13 protein-coding genes and 1 tRNA gene are annotated in these 15988 nt (G+C 33.5%); all 14 read right to left on the reverse strand.

The genetic code is table 11. From position 1 onward, the window contains the following. Position 1: 1 nt before the first annotated feature. The 14 genes from LPC20_RS07610 to ribB all read right to left on the reverse strand — a co-directional run bounded on the left by LPC20_RS07610 (position 2) and on the right by ribB (position 15985). A complete protein-coding gene (locus LPC20_RS07610) occupies positions 2 to 739 on the reverse strand; it encodes a DUF3347 domain-containing protein (protein WP_064715042.1) in 738 nt (245 codons plus the stop codon). A gap of 21 nt (positions 740 to 760) precedes the next feature. Beyond that, on the reverse strand, positions 761 to 1573 hold the full coding sequence (locus tag LPC20_RS07615; RefSeq protein WP_229324098.1) for a hypothetical protein: 813 nt from the start codon (positions 1571 to 1573) through the stop codon (positions 761 to 763). Beyond that, positions 1573 to 2061 (reverse strand): heavy-metal-associated domain-containing protein, encoded by a 489-nt coding sequence (locus LPC20_RS07620; protein WP_064715040.1) that lies wholly within the window; start codon positions 2059 to 2061, stop codon positions 1573 to 1575. The genes LPC20_RS07615 and LPC20_RS07620 overlap by 1 nt, the downstream gene beginning before the upstream one ends. A gap of 1 nt (position 2062) precedes the next feature. Further along, positions 2063 to 2533 carry a TlpA family protein disulfide reductase gene (locus LPC20_RS07625; protein ID WP_064715039.1) on the reverse strand — a complete coding sequence of 157 codons (471 nt, stop codon included), beginning with the start codon at positions 2531 to 2533 and terminating at the stop codon, positions 2063 to 2065. 5 nt (positions 2534 to 2538) lie between these two features. Continuing rightward, positions 2539 to 3411 (reverse strand): DUF3347 domain-containing protein, encoded by an 873-nt coding sequence (locus LPC20_RS07630; protein ID WP_229324100.1) that lies wholly within the window; start codon positions 3409 to 3411, stop codon positions 2539 to 2541. A 621-nt stretch (positions 3412 to 4032) separates the two neighbouring features. Beyond that, positions 4033 to 6024, reverse strand: coding sequence for a heavy metal translocating P-type ATPase (locus LPC20_RS07635; protein ID WP_064715277.1), 1992 nt, complete (start codon positions 6022 to 6024; stop codon positions 4033 to 4035). Next, complete coding sequence (locus LPC20_RS07640) at positions 6014 to 6640, reverse strand: class I SAM-dependent methyltransferase (RefSeq protein ID WP_229324102.1); 627 nt, start codon at positions 6638 to 6640, stop codon at positions 6014 to 6016. Before LPC20_RS07640 ends, LPC20_RS07635 begins: the two co-directional genes overlap by 11 nt. A gap of 5 nt (positions 6641 to 6645) precedes the next feature. Next, positions 6646 to 7002: a hypothetical protein gene (locus LPC20_RS07645; RefSeq protein ID WP_064715035.1), complete on the reverse strand. Its 357-nt coding sequence runs from the start codon at positions 7000 to 7002 to the stop codon at positions 6646 to 6648. Between the two features lie 31 nt (positions 7003 to 7033). Further along, positions 7034 to 8302, reverse strand: coding sequence for an efflux RND transporter periplasmic adaptor subunit (locus LPC20_RS07650; RefSeq protein ID WP_229324104.1), 1269 nt, complete (start codon positions 8300 to 8302; stop codon positions 7034 to 7036). Positions 8303 to 8313: 11 nt separating this feature from the next. Next, complete coding sequence (locus tag LPC20_RS07655) at positions 8314 to 12630, reverse strand: CusA/CzcA family heavy metal efflux RND transporter (RefSeq protein ID WP_229324106.1); 4317 nt, start codon at positions 12628 to 12630, stop codon at positions 8314 to 8316. A 96-nt stretch (positions 12631 to 12726) separates the two neighbouring features. Further along, positions 12727 to 13059 carry a DUF6660 family protein gene (locus LPC20_RS07660; protein WP_229324108.1) on the reverse strand — a complete coding sequence of 111 codons (333 nt, stop codon included), beginning with the start codon at positions 13057 to 13059 and terminating at the stop codon, positions 12727 to 12729. Between the two features lie 35 nt (positions 13060 to 13094). Then, positions 13095 to 14339, reverse strand: a complete 1245-nt coding sequence (locus tag LPC20_RS07665; RefSeq protein WP_229324110.1) for a site-specific integrase — start codon at positions 14337 to 14339, stop codon at positions 13095 to 13097. 262 nt (positions 14340 to 14601) lie between these two features. Beyond that, positions 14602 to 14686 (reverse strand) — tRNA-Ser (locus LPC20_RS07670). 165 nt (positions 14687 to 14851) lie between these two features. Beyond that, positions 14852 to 15985 carry a 3,4-dihydroxy-2-butanone-4-phosphate synthase gene (gene ribB, locus LPC20_RS07675; protein ID WP_229324112.1) on the reverse strand — a complete coding sequence of 378 codons (1134 nt, stop codon included), beginning with the start codon at positions 15983 to 15985 and terminating at the stop codon, positions 14852 to 14854. Between the last annotated feature and the right edge of the window lie 3 nt (positions 15986 to 15988).

Raw genomic sequence — 15988 nt, forward strand, 5'->3', positions numbered from 1 at the left:
TTTATAACGTTTTTTTCAAACTACCACAAGTCAACATTTGAGAGCCATAAAATGGATTTTTAATTTCTTTTGTTTCACTAATCCAAATAGCTCCTTTGCCATCATTTGCCATTGGACAAAAATCTTGATACAATTTTTGCTTTGTTCCAAACATTTTAATCAAATCATTAATATCCTTACTTAGCGTAACAAAATGTTCTCTTTGATGGTCGATTTTCCCAGCATTATCACTAATGTGTTTTGCATGTTCTTTTGCATCGTCTGCAATATCTAAATACTCTTTTTTTTGAGTAGTAGTTAAACTATTTGAGTTGATTGTATTAAAATCGTTGAATAATGATTTACCTGCAATAGCAGCGGCTTTGGCATCGTCTTTTGTTAGTGCATTTTTTATTTTTAAATAGTTTGCAACTATTGCATTAATTGAAAAAGGAGTTTTTGTTTCAATTACTTTTTCTTTAACGTCATTAGTTGGTAGTTTTGTGGTGTCTTTGAGTTCTTGAGTTTTTTCATTTTCTTCATGGATTGGCTCAACTTGGGCAACTGGTTCTGTTAATTCCATACCACATTTGGAACATTCTTCTCCTTTTTTTCCTGTAATCTCTGGGTGCATGGAACACGCATATATTTCATTTGAATTTGTTGAAGTTTCTGTGGTCTTGTTTTCTGTCTCTTTGTTTTTTTGATTACAAGAAACTAAAGTGATAGCTATAATAGCTGATAGAATAAGTGCTTTCATGACATGTTATTATTTAGATTTTTATTGTTTTTTTAAATTGAAAAAAGTGTAATATAAATTGAAGTAAAACCCATTTGGAGCAGAACGTATCATTGAACTTACTAACTCTTGACGGTAGGCAAGATCTAATCGTGCTTGACTGTTAAAAATGAATTGTACAGCCGGCACAACGTCTAAGTAGGATTTACCATTTTCGTTGATGGTTTGACCTACAAATTCAACCATTAAATTGATGTTGGTTTGCTTGAAACTCGTATATTTTTTAGGGTACATCAATTTTCCAAAAGACAAAGTATAGTTCGTTGCATTATCACCAATAGTATCCGGAAAAGGATATTTTGGTTTGTTATCCAATGCTTTTTCAAAACTAAGCGATGAACTTATGGCTACCTTTTTGACCAACTTTGTTGCGATTATCCCGGTTTCAAAACCAGTATTGTGTCCTACTATTTCAATTTGCTCTTGATGAATATCAGCACGATTGAAGCTAAATCTTCCATAAGTTGCTAAGCGAAAGTGACTTTTTAAATCATCTGTAGAATAAAACCTGTACTTAGCCATAAAACCACCACCTTCTGCATACAATGCATTAGTTCTTGTGCTGATAAAAGCGGAACCACGAACCATTAAATTTTTATTTATACCATAAGTTACCTCGGGCATTAAATGATAGTTGTAACCTGGCTCAAATTTTTCTTTAAAAGCAGATTGCATCACATTTACGGCTAATGAATTAGCAGGAACATTACTTGCAGGATCTGTTACTACAAATAATTCTTGACTAAAAATAGTTTGGCAACTGATGGCTGCAAAAAATAAAATTACCTTTCTCATTAGTTTATCATTTTAATGTGAAAATCATCTTCATTATTCGAAGCATACGTATCAATATTCTTATAGGACTTTGATAATTTTTTAAATTCTTTCTCGGTTACATATCCTTTATCAACCACTTGAAACTGTATTTCAGAAGCATTACTTTTTTTATCATTAACCATTATGTATGAACTTTGAGTTATGGTATTTGATTTTGCGGTAACTACTAATGAACCGATAAAAAAACCTGCTTTTTCTACTTTTTCTTTAAATATTTTAGGGCTTAATTCGTTTCCTTCTTTTAGCGTTACTGTAAAGGTATTGGAGTTTAAATCGATTTCAACGTTAACCACTTCGGGCACTGTTTTTAGCTGTTTATTTATAGCATTTGAACACATAGAACAGGTTAAACCAGTGGCTCTAATTTCGGCTTTTACTATTTGGGCATTACTATTAAGTGAAAACATCAAAACCATTGATGTAATCAGAATATATATTGTTTTCATTTTATTCTTTTATTAATTTAATTATTTCTTCTTCTGAGGGATTTTTTGCTATTAGAATACCTTGGGGATTAAATAGGTATTTTGATGGTAATTCATCAACACCAAATTTTATTGCTGTATTGGCATCAAAACCTTCAGGATCTATTAACTGTGTAAATTTGATTTTATCTTTTTCAACAGCTTTAAGCCACTTACTTATGTCTGTATCGATTGATATTCCTATTATTTCAATTTTATTTGCATTAGCTTCATTGTGAAGTTTTACTAACTTCTTGTTGCCTAATCTACACGGCGCACACCAAGATGCCCAAAAATCGATAAGTACATATTTGCCTTTAAAGGATGTGATATTAACCTCATTACTGGTATTACTTTTTAATGTAATTGATGGTATAGCTTCTCCTATTTTTATTTGAGCTTTAGTAGTTGAGAAAATACCAATTAAAAAAAGTAGCATTACAATTTTTTTCATTTTGTTTATTTAATTGTTTCTACTGTTTTACCACAGTTCAACATCATTGAACCATAATAAGGATTTTTTACAGCATTTTCTTTACTTAACCAATTAGCACCTTTGCCGTCATTGAACATTGGACAGAATTGATAGTACACCGGATTTTCATATTTAGAAATCTTGATTAATGTATAAATTTCTTTAGATAATGATGTAAAATGATCGCGTTGGATTTTTACATCTTTTGTATTAGCGATATTTTCTGCATCTTTCTGTATCGTATTTACAACTTTCATCCACACCATGTGAACATCCATATCAAGCTTGTCCATTTTGACATTATTGATGGCCGTTACCAATTCTTTTGAAGCTGATGCCGTGCTATTCCCATTAGAAGTGATTAATGCATCTTTTACTAAAAAATAGTTATCGAATACAACCTTTAATTGATTTTCACCCTGAATTACTGTAGTACTTGTTTCAGAATGATTACTATGATTGGAATGGTCTCCGTTGCTAGCAATCGATGTTGTTTCTTCTTTTACAGGAACTTTTGCTACACGGTCATATTGGCAACATCCGTGAAGATTGTTATATACATCATCTGGAGCAAGAAATTTATCACTATCGTAACCAACTAATGCAATTCTCTTGAGTATTTCATCTTGATTGGTTTTTTTAGCATCGTAGGTTAGTGTTGCCATTTGGGTTTCTTGGTTCCAATCGACATTGGCTATTTTTTTGATGTTTCCTGCTTTTTCGATTTTGGTTTCGCACATACCACAATTGCCATAAATTTTTACACTTTCTGTTTTGGCATTTTTTATTTGTGCATTACCTGTAGTTGATAACAATACAGAAATTGCTATCATTATTTTCATTAATGAATTTTTCATTTTGAATAAAATTGTAATCAAAGCAAACTACCTTGATTAGTTGATAAAATAAATTTGGATAAATAACAGTTGCGAAAGCATGTTATTACAATACCAATAATGGTATAAAAAACAATACTTAACTGTTAGATTGAATAGCTAAACGCTATGAATTTGACACACTTATGGCTGTCAAAAATTGGATTTAGCTTATTTTAGGTATTAGCCAAATGGAATAAAACCCATCAGAGATTGATGGTGTTGTGTATGAAAATTTAGTCTTCTCGATTGAAGAATAACTATACTTGTAATTTTTAAAACTAATTTCAGATACAAAGCTTACTGAGGAAGTTGGACACGTTGAAGAACATCCACATTTTGAATGACCGCAATTTCCTTTACAACCTTTGTTGTCTTTGCCCTTTGAACTATCACTATCGCAACAACTCTTTTTTTCTTTCTGATTGGATGAAATTTCTTTTTTGCAAGAACTTTTTTCTGAACCTTTACCACAAGCTATAGCACTACCAGGCATAAGAAATATGCCTAATAAGACTAATAGTATAAAGTGGTATTTTTTCATATCTCTATTAAAACAGTACAAAATTAAATAAAAATTATTGCTTTTTGTTAAAATTGATGTTAAAATCTCATTTTCTGAATTCTGACTGCATTTAAAATAGCTAAAAGTGCCACACCTACATCGGCAAAAACAGCTTCCCACATTGTGGCTAAACCTCCTGCACCGAGTATTAAAACAATTGCTTTTACTACAAAAGCCAACGTAATATTTTGCCAAACAATTTTTTTGGTTTGCTTACCAATGTTTATTGCCATTGGAATTTTTGAAGGCATATCGTCTTGAATAACTACATCGGCAGTTTCGATGGTGGCATCGCTTCCTAAACCGCCCATTGCAATACCTACGTTGCTTAATGCGACTACTGGCGCATCGTTTACGCCATCGCCAACAAAACAAACTGTTTCATTTTTGGCGATGATTTCTTTGACTTTGTTTACTTTATCTTCGGGCAATAAATCGCCAAAGGCATTTGTAATTCCGAGTTTTTGTGCTACAAATTGAACTACATTGTCTTTATCTCCACTTAACATTGTGGTTTTTATACCTAATGCTTTTAGTTTGTCGATTGTGATTTGTGCGTCTTCTTTTATGCTATCAGCTATTGTAAGATAACCAACGAAATTTTTATCGTAAGCTACTGCAATTAATGTGTAAACAATACTTTTTGGATCAATATCATAAGCAATTGAGAATTTATCCATTAGTTTGAAATTACCAACTAACAATTCTTTTCCGTTAACTTCAGCTTTTAAACCATGTCCGGAAATTTCTTCTACATTTTCTAATTTGATATTACTATCAATTTTTCCAACGTATTGATGAATGGCAGTTGCAACAGGATGTGTACTTTGACTTTCTAAAGCATTTACCAATTGTAACAAATCATCTTTGTTAAAATCAGTATTAAAAACAACTTCCTGCACTTTGAAGACGCCTTCGGTCATTGTTCCTGTTTTGTCCATTACCACGTTTTGAATAGTGGACATTACATCAAGAAAATTACTTCCTTTGAAAAGGATTCCGTTTTTAGAAGCTGCTCCAATTCCACCAAAATAACCTAAAGGAATACTTATAACTAATGCACAAGGACACGAAATAACTAAGAAAACTAAAGCTCGATACAACCAATCTCTAAACTGGTAATTTTCTACAAATAACATCGGTACAACACATATTGCAATGGCTAAAACAACTACAATTGGTGTATATATTTTGGCAAACTTTCTGATAAATAATTCTGTTGGTGCTTTTTTGGCTGTAGCATCTTGCACCATTTCGAGAATTTTTGACAGTTTACTATCTGTATAAGCAACCGTTACTTTTACTTGACAAACCGAATGTATGTTTATCATTCCTGCTAAAACAGTTTCTCCTTTTGCTTTGGTGTCTGGCTTACTTTCTCCCGTTAGTGCAGCAGTATTAAATGCAGCAGTATCTGAAAGTAATTCTCCATCTAATCCTAATTTTTCTCCTGCTTTTAGTTGGATAATATCTCCAATTTTAGCGGTTGATGCTTTGATAGTTTTGGCAACATTGTTTTCGAGAATAGTTACTTCGTCTGGTCTTTGGTCAAGTAACGTTTTGATGTTAGCTTTTGCTCTTTGAACCGCCAATGATTGGAATATTTCGCCAATGGCATAAAATAACATTACGGCAACACCTTCAGGAAATTCGCCTATAGCAAACGCTCCAATAGTTGCAATACTCATTAAAAGAAATTCTGAAAATATCTCGCCTTTGCGAATGCTTTCAAACGCTTCTTTGACTACTGGAAATCCCACTGGAATGTATGCTAGAATATACCATCCTATTCTAACATAACCTGTAAACCATGATTGTTTAAAATAATTATCAAAACCTATGGCAATCAATAATAAAATAAAACTTATGATTGCTGGCAAAAACATTTGAAACGTAGATTTTTCTACACTAGAATGCTCGTGGTCTTGTCCGTCATCATCAGAATGATTTTCGGTTTTTTTATTTATTTTTTCTTCGAGAGTGCAACAAAGCTGATTGCCTTTAGCATCGTATTTATGTTTATGTTCCATTTCTATTTTTTTTAAATCCACAAAATTGAAAGTTCTGGATGGTATCAAATGGTGTGGTATGGTTTTCTGTAAAACATTTTATTGCTTCAAAATTTTCTATAAAAGTTTGTTTCATCGAATTTTCTGAATATTGTTTTATTTCCAATCCACTGCATTTTAAAGGACCATTTTCTGAAAAAGTACCTAATAGAAAATTTCCATTTTGAGCTATAGCATTACTAACGATTGTAACATATTTCCTTATACTTTCTTCTCCTGTTAGAAAATGAAAAACAGCCCTGTCGTGCCAAAAATCAAACTTGACTTCGGGATTAAATTCTGTGATATCAGAAACAATCCAATGTATTAAATCGGCTTTATCTCCTAAACGTTTTTTGGCTCTTTCTAAAGCAAATTCAGAGATGTCCAATACCCAAATATTTTGATATCCTTTTTCTAATAAGGCATCCATAAAATTGCTATCGCCACCGCCAATATCAATTATATTGGCAGTTTTTGATAGGTTTACATTTTTTAAATACTCCATTGAAGTTTTTGGATATTTTTGTGTCCAACTTACTTCATTAGGATTTTTGGTTGCAAAAACATTTTCCCAATGTGATTTTTTGTTTTCCATTTGGATTACGCTTTACAACATCCATCTAAATTTTCATACGCTTTTGGATCGGCTTTTACTTCATCTGCATCGTATCCTAATTTAGAAATACCTTCTTTAATGGTCTGTAAGGTTGTTTTCTTTGCATTATAATACACTGTAAATGTCATTGCTTTATCGTCAAGCTCATACATTTTTAAACCTTTAATTTTGAGCATTTCAGTTTTGAATTTTAAACCACAAGTTTCACATTCTTTACAATGATCACAATGTAAAAAAGTTTTGATTACAGCTTTTTGATTGGCTTTTTGTGCAGAAGCAGTATTGCTTGTAAAAAATAATAGTGTTAAAAAAAAGATTGATTTTAAAATTGAATTTTTCATTTGATTTTATTTAATGATTAATAATTTATTTTTAATGTTCGTGTTCACCGCCACCTTTTGAAGTTGCTAGTAAGTAAAAAGCACCTTTTATAACAATTTTCGCATCGGCAGGAATTTCTTCGACTAATTTTATTTCGGTGTAACCTAAATCAGTAGTTCCAGGAACCACTTCGATTGCTTTGAAGTGCACTTCATTGTGTCCTTCTTCTTTGCCTTCAGCGTGTTCTGAATGTTCTTCTCCTTCTTTATGTTGATGCTCTTCTTCTTTTACTTTTGGAGCTTCTTGTTGGTGCTCTTCTTGAATGTAAATGTAATATTTATCGCCATTTCTAACAATTGCATCTTTTGGAAGTGCCTGAACGGTTTGATTGGTGATATTGATATTGGCAGCTACATACATTCCGGAAATTAAATCTTTGGCATCGCTTGGATTGATTTTGGCATGAACCGCAACTGTTTTGCTTTCGTTGGAAAATGATTTATTGATGCCAAATATTTTCCCTTTAATGGATTTATTGGACTGATTGGTTAATACAAAATCGACTTCTTGACCTACGGAAATTTTTCCCAAATCTTTTTCAAACACATTTAAATCCAAGTGCATTTGGCTGTTATCTACTACTTCAAAAAGTGTTACGCCTGTTTCTGCAAATGCTCCTTTTGTTATACTTATTTTACCCACATAACCGCTTATTGGCGAAACAATTGGAATTAACGAAGTGTTTCCGCTTAAACTAACATTTAACGCTTGCAGCTTGTTTTTTGCGGCTTGTGCTTTAGCTTTTTCTACTGCTAATTTTGATTTTACTTCTTGAAATGTTTTGCGAGGATTTACATTTTCATCGCTCAATGTTTTTTGACGATTATATTCCAATTGCAAGTATTCAATGTTGGCAATAGCGGAATTGTAATCTTCTTGCATTTCGGTAACTTCAAGGTTTTGAATAGTTGCCAATGTTTTACCTTTTGCAACGTAAGTTCCTTCTAACACATAAATATCTTTAACAACGCCACCAATTAAGGTTGAAATATTAGCCATGTTTTGTGGTGGAACTGCTGTATAACCATTGGCTTTGATTACCGTATTTAGGTTTTTCATTTCGATACCGCCTGTTTCGATACCAATAGTTTTAAATTGCGCTTCTGTCAAGGCAACTTCGGTTTCTGATTTTTCTTCTTCGTGGGTTTCTTCGGTTTTCTTTTCGCCACAGGAATTTAGAGTAAAGAGAATAGAAAACAGAATAAAGAGGTTGAAGAATGAACTTCGATTACAATTTGGTTTTAAAAATATATTTTTCATATAATGGAATATTAATTGTTGTTGAAAGATGGAAATTGCAATTGAATAGCACTTTGATTGTAAGTATTAACGGCTTCGGCATTTTGCTTTTTGATGTCAATGGCTTGGTTTAAAAAACTAATGTATGACCAGTAACTCATATCACCATTGGCATAGCTTTTTTGAGCCGTTGTAATAATTTGTTCGGCATATTGCAATCCTTCGTTTTGGTAATATACAAGTGCTTTTTTCTGTTTTTCAAACTCATTTTGTAGTTCTTCTTTCTGTAATTTCAAAGTCAATTTGCTTTTATCTAATTCTAATTGCGATTGCGAAATACTAATTTCTGATGCTTTGGCTTTTGCTGTATTTGCACCACCAAATAAAGGAATTTGCAATCCGGCAGTAAAACCCTGAAAATAGGATTTTGTATCGATGGTTTGACCAAAATACCCCAAACCTAATTTAGGAGTTCGCATTGCTTTGAACGTATTGGCTTCCTTTTGATACACTGAAATTTGCTGTGTGTAATAATCGTTTACTAATCCTTGTATTTTGTCATCTTTACTCGTTGTTGGATTAGCATATTGCAATGGTGTATTGGCATCAGGAACTATGTTTTCATCTGTTTGAATGAAATATTGCAATTGCTTTTGATAAACTACCAAGTCATATTCTAACTGTGCTTTTTGGGTTTCGATTTCTTTCGATTTGGCTTTAGCACTGATTACTTCAATGTTGCCACTTTCTCCGATTTGAAAACGAAGCTCTGCATTTTTAAGGAATTTAGCATAAATCTCGAACAACTCATTATTTAACTTTTGAATAGAAATTCCATATAAATATTGATAGTATGCTAATGATACGGCTTTTTCAATTTCATACTCCGTTAATGCTTTTCGTTTTTCAGCCAATTTGGCTAATTCCTCTTGCAGTTGGCGATTGGCTTTTGTGATTTTACCAATTGGAAAGTATTGTTGAATAGAAACGTTGTGGTCGTAATCGACACTATTGAATTGTCCGCCTTGGTATTGCACTTGCAAAGGATCTACTTGAAATGCTGTTTTCTTTAGAACAGTTTGTTTTTCAATTTCCTTATCCGCGATTTTTAAGTCGATGTTATTTGCTTTTGCTTTTTCAATAGCTTTTTCTAATGTTATTGTTTGACTGTTTTGAGCAAACGAAAAGCTACTAATTAACAAAACGAGTATTGTTACAATTGGATTTGACATTTTTTTTCTTCTTTTAATTCCCTTTTCAAATAATAAATAAAGTATTGGTAAAACGATTAAGGTTAGTAATGTTGCCGAAACTAATCCGCCAATAACTACCGTTGCTAATGGTTTTTGTACTTCGGCTCCACCACTAGTTGATAATGCCATTGGCAAAAATCCTAATGAAGCAACCGCAGCAGTCATTAATACTGGTCTAAGTCTGGTTTTTGTACCTATTAAAACCCGTTGTAATGGGTCGGTTATCCCTTCGGATTTGAGTTGGTTGAAATAGGAGATTAGCACAATTCCGTTCAACACAGCTATTCCAAACAAAGCAATAAATCCAATGCCTGCTGATATACTAAATGGCATTCCTCGTAACCAAAGTGCAAAAACGCCACCGATTGCTGATAATGGAATGGCTGTGAAAATTAATGCGGCTTGTTTCATACTATTGAAAGTAAAAAATAACAACACCATAATTAATCCTAAAGCGATTGGTAAAGCTACCGAAAGGCGTTTGTTGGCTTCCACCAAATTTTCAAATTGTCCTCCATACGTAACATAATACCCAGCAGGAAGTTTAAAACTGGTTTCTAATTTTTGTTGAATTTCTTCGACAACACTTTTTACATCACGACCACGAACATTTAAACCTATTGTAATTCTACGTTTACCATTTTCACGAGAAACTTGCACTGGACCTTGTTCGTAATTGATAGAAGCTACTTGCGAAAGTGGTACTTGCTGTCCGTTTGGTAATGGAATAAACAGATTAGAAACATCCGTTATGTCGCTACGATTGTCTTTGTTCATTCTAACGACAACATCAAAACGTTTGCTTTCTTCGTAGATTTTACCTGCGCTTTCGCCTGCAAAAGAAGAACGTATAATTTGATTGATGTCGGCAATATTTAAACCATATAAAGCAATTTTATTATAATCGTATTTGACTGTGATTTGAGGAAGTCCTGTTACTTTATCGGCTTTTAAATCTCCAATACCTTCTATTTTATTGATTTTACCTATTAATTCATTGGCTTTAGTATCTAAAACTTCTAAATCATCACCAAAAATTTTGATTGCAATATCACTTCTGCTTCCCGAAACTAACTCATTAAATCGCATCTGAATGGGTTGCGAAATTTCGATGTTTGCACCTGGAATGGCTTCCATTTCTTCTTTCATTAAATTGGCTAAATCTTCCCAATTATCGGCAGATGTCCATTCGGATTTGTCTTTTAAAACAATAATTAAATCGCCACTTTCTATTGGCATTGGATCTGTTGGAATTTCGCCGCTTCCTATTTTGGATACAATGGTTTTAATTTCAGGAAATTTTCCTTTTAATATTTTTTCATATTGAGTTGTTGTTTTTACCATTTGCGTTAGAGAACTGCCTGGCATTATAGTTACATTAATGGCTAAATCGCCTTCTTCGATGGTTGGAATAAATTCGCCACCCATATTTTGGAAAACGATAACGGCAAATACAAATAGAGCTAATGAAATTCCTAAAACAGCTTTTTTGAAACGTAATGCTTTATCTAAAAATGGTGTATAGATTTTCTCAAACCACGCCATCATTTTATCACTAAAGTTGGCTTTGTGTTCGGTGTTTTTTGATAAGAACATTGCACTCATCATAGGTACATAAGTCAACGACAAAATAAATGCTCCGACAACTGCGAAGCCAACTGTCATTGCCATTGGTTTGAACATTTTACCTTCTGTTCCTACTAAAGCTAGGATTGGTAGATATACAATTAAAATAATAATTTCTCCGAATGCTGCACTGTTACGAATTTTTGAAGCCGATTTATATACTTCGCTATTCATTTCGGATTGGGTTAAGTTTTTCTGCCTTTTGATTTTTTGCAAATGGTGCATCGTGGCTTCGACAATAATAACAGCACCATCGACAATAATTCCAAAATCGATCGCTCCTAAACTCATTAGGTTTCCGCTTACTCCAAAATGGTTCATTAAGATTACTGCAAAAAGCATTGATAGTGGAATTACCGATGCTACAATTAATCCGGCACGAAGATTACCTAGAAATAATATAAGCACAAAAATTACGATTAATGCACCTTCCAATAAATTTTTAGTAACTGTACCTATGGCGCTATTAACTAATTTTCCTCTATCGATAAATGCTTCGGTAACAACTCCTTCGGGTAAGGTTTTATTGATTTGAACCATTTTTTCCTTTACTCTTTCAGTCACGGCTTTAGAATTTTCGCCTTTGAGCATTAATGCCATTCCGCACACAATTTCTCCTTTACCATCTTTGGTGGACGCACCATATCTTAAGGCAACTCCTTCTCGGACTGCAGCCACATCACGCACTAAAACTGGTGCGCCATTTCTGTTTTTGACTACTACATTTTCTAAATCTTTAATGCCAGTTGCCATCCCAACACCGCGAATAAAGTAAGCGTATTGGTCTTTTTCGATATAAGCTCCACCTGTATTTTGATTGTTTTTCTCTAACGCTTCAAAAATTTCTGTAATGGTTACTCCCAAACTATTCAATGTATTTGGATTAACTGCGATTTCATATTGTTTTAGTTTTCCACCCCAAGTACTAACTTCGGCAACGCCTTCAATACCTTGTAATTGTGGAATAATAATCCAATCTTGAATGGTTCGTAATTTTACAGCATCATATTTGTCTTCATATCCTTTTTTGGCATAGACATCATACTGATAAATCTCGCCTAATCCAGTTGATATTGGTGCTAACTCTGGAGAACCAGCATAAGCAGGAATATTTTCTTTGGCTTGACTAAGGCGTTGAAAAATTTGTTCTCTAGCCCAATAAATATCTACATCGTCTTTGAAAACAACTGTGACTACTGAAAGCCCGAAACGAGAAATACTTCGTAACTCGATAACTTTTGGGATTGTTTTAAAAGATTGTTCTAAAGGATAAGTAATTAATTGCTCGACTTCTTGACTGGCTAAAGTTGGAGCAGTAGTAATTATTTGTACTTGGTTGTTGGTTACATCGGGTAACGCATCGAGTGGTAACTGTTTTATAGAATAGCTACCAAACGCTATTAGAACTAAAGTAAATAATAGTATTATAAACTTGTTCTTGATACTGAATTGTATGATTTTGTCTAACATTGAAATAGTATAATGAATTAGAAGATTAGCAAAATTTCTTTTGCTATTATTTGTGAAAAGTTCACAAGTTTCTAACCCGAAATTACTCGGGCTTCATTATGCTATTTGCGGTGGTTGCCAAATACTTCCGTAGAAATTAGAAGTAACTATAGAGGTATAGGACGGTAATTGCGTTTTTATACTCTTTGTAATTGGTGTAAAACTAAAAGTAGTAATCTTAAAATAACTCACTATTCGTGAGCCACAACAGTTGCAGTTGCAAAAAGGCGAACATAAATCATTTTCTTTATCGTGATTATGAGATTTTTCATCATGATTATCTGAAATCTCAACAGCTTTGTGTGCTGCACTACTTACTTCCATATCTGCACAAGGCAAGCATGATTGTGCAATTAGATAGATTGATAATATGTAATTTAAAAGTTTCACGAATACAAAGATAAAAATATTTTTAAAACAAATTCTTATATTACATTTTTTTTAGGTGCCTTTATATTTCCCACAAATTTATTTTTTAATATTTTCATATCTTCACTCACTTTTCTGTCCAGCACTTTAGCATAATGTTGAGTAGTTCTCAAGTTTTTATGACCTAACATTTTACTTACGCTTTCGATAGGAACTCCATTAGTAAGTGTTACTGTTGTTGCAAAAGTATGTCTAGCAATGTGAAATGTAAGTTCTTTTTCAATTTCACAAACTCCAGCTATTTCTTTTAAATAAGCGTTCATTTTTTGGTTTGATAGAATAGGTAGTAGTTTATCCTCGTTGTTACATTGTGGATGATTTTCATATTTATCGATTATCATTTGTGTAACTGGAAGGATTGGGATTTTGGAAGCACTTTCTGTTTTTTGTCTGTGAGTGAATATCCATTTCTCGCCATCAATACCGAAGCTTATATGGGATTTTGTTAGGTTTTTGACATCAATGTATGCCAAACCAGTAAAGCAACTGAAAAGGAAGATATCGCGAACCAGAGATAGTCTTTCTGTTTTGAAATCTTTTTCAATTATGCTTTGAATTTCATTTTCTGTTAAATAAACTCGATCAACTTCTTTGACTTTTGACTTATAGTTTGCAAATGGGTTTTTATCTAGCCAGTCATTGGCCAAACAAAGCTTAATTATTTTATTGAAGTTTTTAAGGTACTTAACTGCTGTGTTATTAGCACAGTTTCTAACACTTCTCAACCAAAACTCGTAATCGGTTATAAAGGCATGATCAATCTTTGTAATATCGATATCTGAAACGTTGTATTTCCATTGCATAAACTCAATAGTATGCTTGAGTGAAGTAGTGTAGCGTTCTAATGTTCCTGGAGCGTATTCTTTTCCAACTAATTCCTTTATTTTGTTGTTGTGGTCTTGGAAGATGGGAACAAGCATACGCTTGGTTTCTGATAGACCAAACAATTCATTCTTTAGATTTTCTGAATTTAAACTGATGTCTTTTTTGAAAAGTTTCTTCTCAGCTTCTAAAACTTGACTTTTTAAGTAATCAAGATGACTATTGATTGTTCTAGCTTCTTCTGTGGAACCTTTTACTTTGCTGCCTTCTGAGGACCATTTATCAGGATTGATATATTTGTTGGTGCTAAACTCAAAACGTTTGGTATTGACAGTAACTCTAGTGTAGATAGGACAAACCCCTAAATTGTTGGCTTTTGCTCTCTTGATGTAGAAGAGAATTGATACTGATGTGTTCATTGTTGGTGACCTTAAAGTTAGTATTAAATTTATTCGATTTAATAACTACACACAAGATGTACATTTTTTGAATATGTTGTTGAACACCTTGTAGTAGCGGTGCTTTCGTTGCGAGGTGTCACTTAAAATTTATTTTTTTAGTGACACCTTAAAAGACACCTAAACTTTGAGATTTAATGAATAATTTGATATAGCCCTAAAAGAAAAAACCCACTAAATTGTTGAATTTAGTGGGTTTTAGTACCGTTTGCTTTTCAGCTAGCGGAGAAAGAGGGATTCGAACCCCCGGACCTGTTACAGTCAACAGTTTTCAAGACTGCCGCATTCGACCGCTCTGCCATTTCTCCAATAAGATGCTACCATTTTCTGGTTGCGAGTGCAAATATAAGTGCTTTTTTTGGTTATGCAAATCTATTTGTATAAAAAACACCGCAATTTTGAACGGGCTTTTTTAATTGTTTCATTTTCTTTGTTTTAGAAAATAAAAAAATAGTTATTTTTTAGCTGCGCGATTAATAATTCACGTGTTCAACAATTTCTAAACCGTAGCCAATCATACCTACACGCTTGCTTAAGCTGGTATTAGTCACTAATCTGATTTTAGAAATATCCAAGTCGTGTAGAATTTGTGCGCCAATACCAAAATCTTTGGTATCAATAATAATACGAGGGGCTTTCATTTCGCCTTCGGTTTGTAATTGTTTCAATTCGGCAATACGGCTCAATAAATTCACAGACTGCATGTCTTGGTTGATAAAAATCACAGCGCCTTTGCCATGGTCATTAATCGTTTGGAACATTTTATCCAATTGATGATCGGCATTGTGGGTTAAAGTTCCCAATAAGTCATTATTGACTTGCGAAGAGTTGATGCGCGTTAAAACGGCATCGCCCAAGTTCCATGTGCCTTTGGTCAAAGCAATATGTACTTGTTTGTTAGTCGTTTGTTCATAAGCACGCAATCTAAAAGTACCAAAACGGGTTTCGATATCAAAGTCGTCTTTTTTCACAATCAAACTGTCGTGTTGCACACGGTAAGCCACTAAATCTTCAATAGAAACCAGTTTTAAATTGAATTTTTTAGCCACTTTTACCAGTTGGGGTAGGCGCGCCATGCTACCATCTTCGTTCATGATTTCTACAATCACTCCCGCTGATTTAAATCCGGCTAATCTTGCAAAGTCAATGGCAGCCTCGGTATGACCTGTTCTTCGTAAAACACCACCTTGCTTCGCAATTAACGGGAAAATATGTCCTGGACGTGCTAAATCGTGTGGTTTGGTATCTGGATTGACTAAAGACAAAATCGTTTTGGCTCTATCCGCTGCTGAAATTCCTGTGGTGACTCCGTTGCCTCTTAAATCCACCGAAACGGTAAAGGCAGTCTCCATTGGATCGGTATTGTTATTCACCATCACGTGCAATCCTAATTCTTTGCATCGGCTTTCGGTCAAAGGTGCACAAATCAATCCACGACCGTGTGTTGCCATAAAATTGATCATTTCGGGTGTTACTTTTTCGGCTGCAGCCAAGAAATCGCCTTCGTTTTCACGGTTTTCATCATCTACAACGATAATTACTTTGCCTTGACGAATGTCTTCAATGGCTTCTTCGATAGTGTTGAGTTGTATTTTGGTAGTGCTCATGAC

It is taken from the genome of Flavobacterium ammonificans, assembly GCF_020886115.1.
GTDB lineage: Bacteria > Bacteroidota > Bacteroidia > Flavobacteriales > Flavobacteriaceae > Flavobacterium > Flavobacterium ammonificans.

Coding starts and splice junctions, on each gene's coding strand:
- LPC20_RS07640 (WP_229324102.1), bottom strand. CDS start 6,640: ATGGAAAACAAAAAATCACATTGGGAAAATGTTTTTGCAACCAAAAAT.
- LPC20_RS07630 (WP_229324100.1), bottom strand. CDS start 3,411: ATGAAAAATTCATTAATGAAAATAATGATAGCAATTTCTGTATTGTTA.
- LPC20_RS07645 (WP_064715035.1), bottom strand. CDS start 7,002: ATGAAAAATTCAATTTTAAAATCAATCTTTTTTTTAACACTATTATTT.
- LPC20_RS07610 (WP_064715042.1), bottom strand. CDS start 739: ATGAAAGCACTTATTCTATCAGCTATTATAGCTATCACTTTAGTTTCT.
- ribB (WP_229324112.1), bottom strand. CDS start 15,985: ATGAGCACTACCAAAATACAACTCAACACTATCGAAGAAGCCATTGAA.
- LPC20_RS07625 (WP_064715039.1), bottom strand. CDS start 2,533: ATGAAAAAAATTGTAATGCTACTTTTTTTAATTGGTATTTTCTCAACT.
- LPC20_RS07665 (WP_229324110.1), bottom strand. CDS start 14,339: ATGAACACATCAGTATCAATTCTCTTCTACATCAAGAGAGCAAAAGCC.
- LPC20_RS07635 (WP_064715277.1), bottom strand. CDS start 6,024: ATGGAACATAAACATAAATACGATGCTAAAGGCAATCAGCTTTGTTGC.
- LPC20_RS07615 (WP_229324098.1), bottom strand. CDS start 1,573: ATGAGAAAGGTAATTTTATTTTTTGCAGCCATCAGTTGCCAAACTATT.
- LPC20_RS07650 (WP_229324104.1), bottom strand. CDS start 8,302: ATGAAAAATATATTTTTAAAACCAAATTGTAATCGAAGTTCATTCTTC.
- LPC20_RS07655 (WP_229324106.1), bottom strand. CDS start 12,630: ATGTTAGACAAAATCATACAATTCAGTATCAAGAACAAGTTTATAATA.
- LPC20_RS07620 (WP_064715040.1), bottom strand. CDS start 2,061: ATGAAAACAATATATATTCTGATTACATCAATGGTTTTGATGTTTTCA.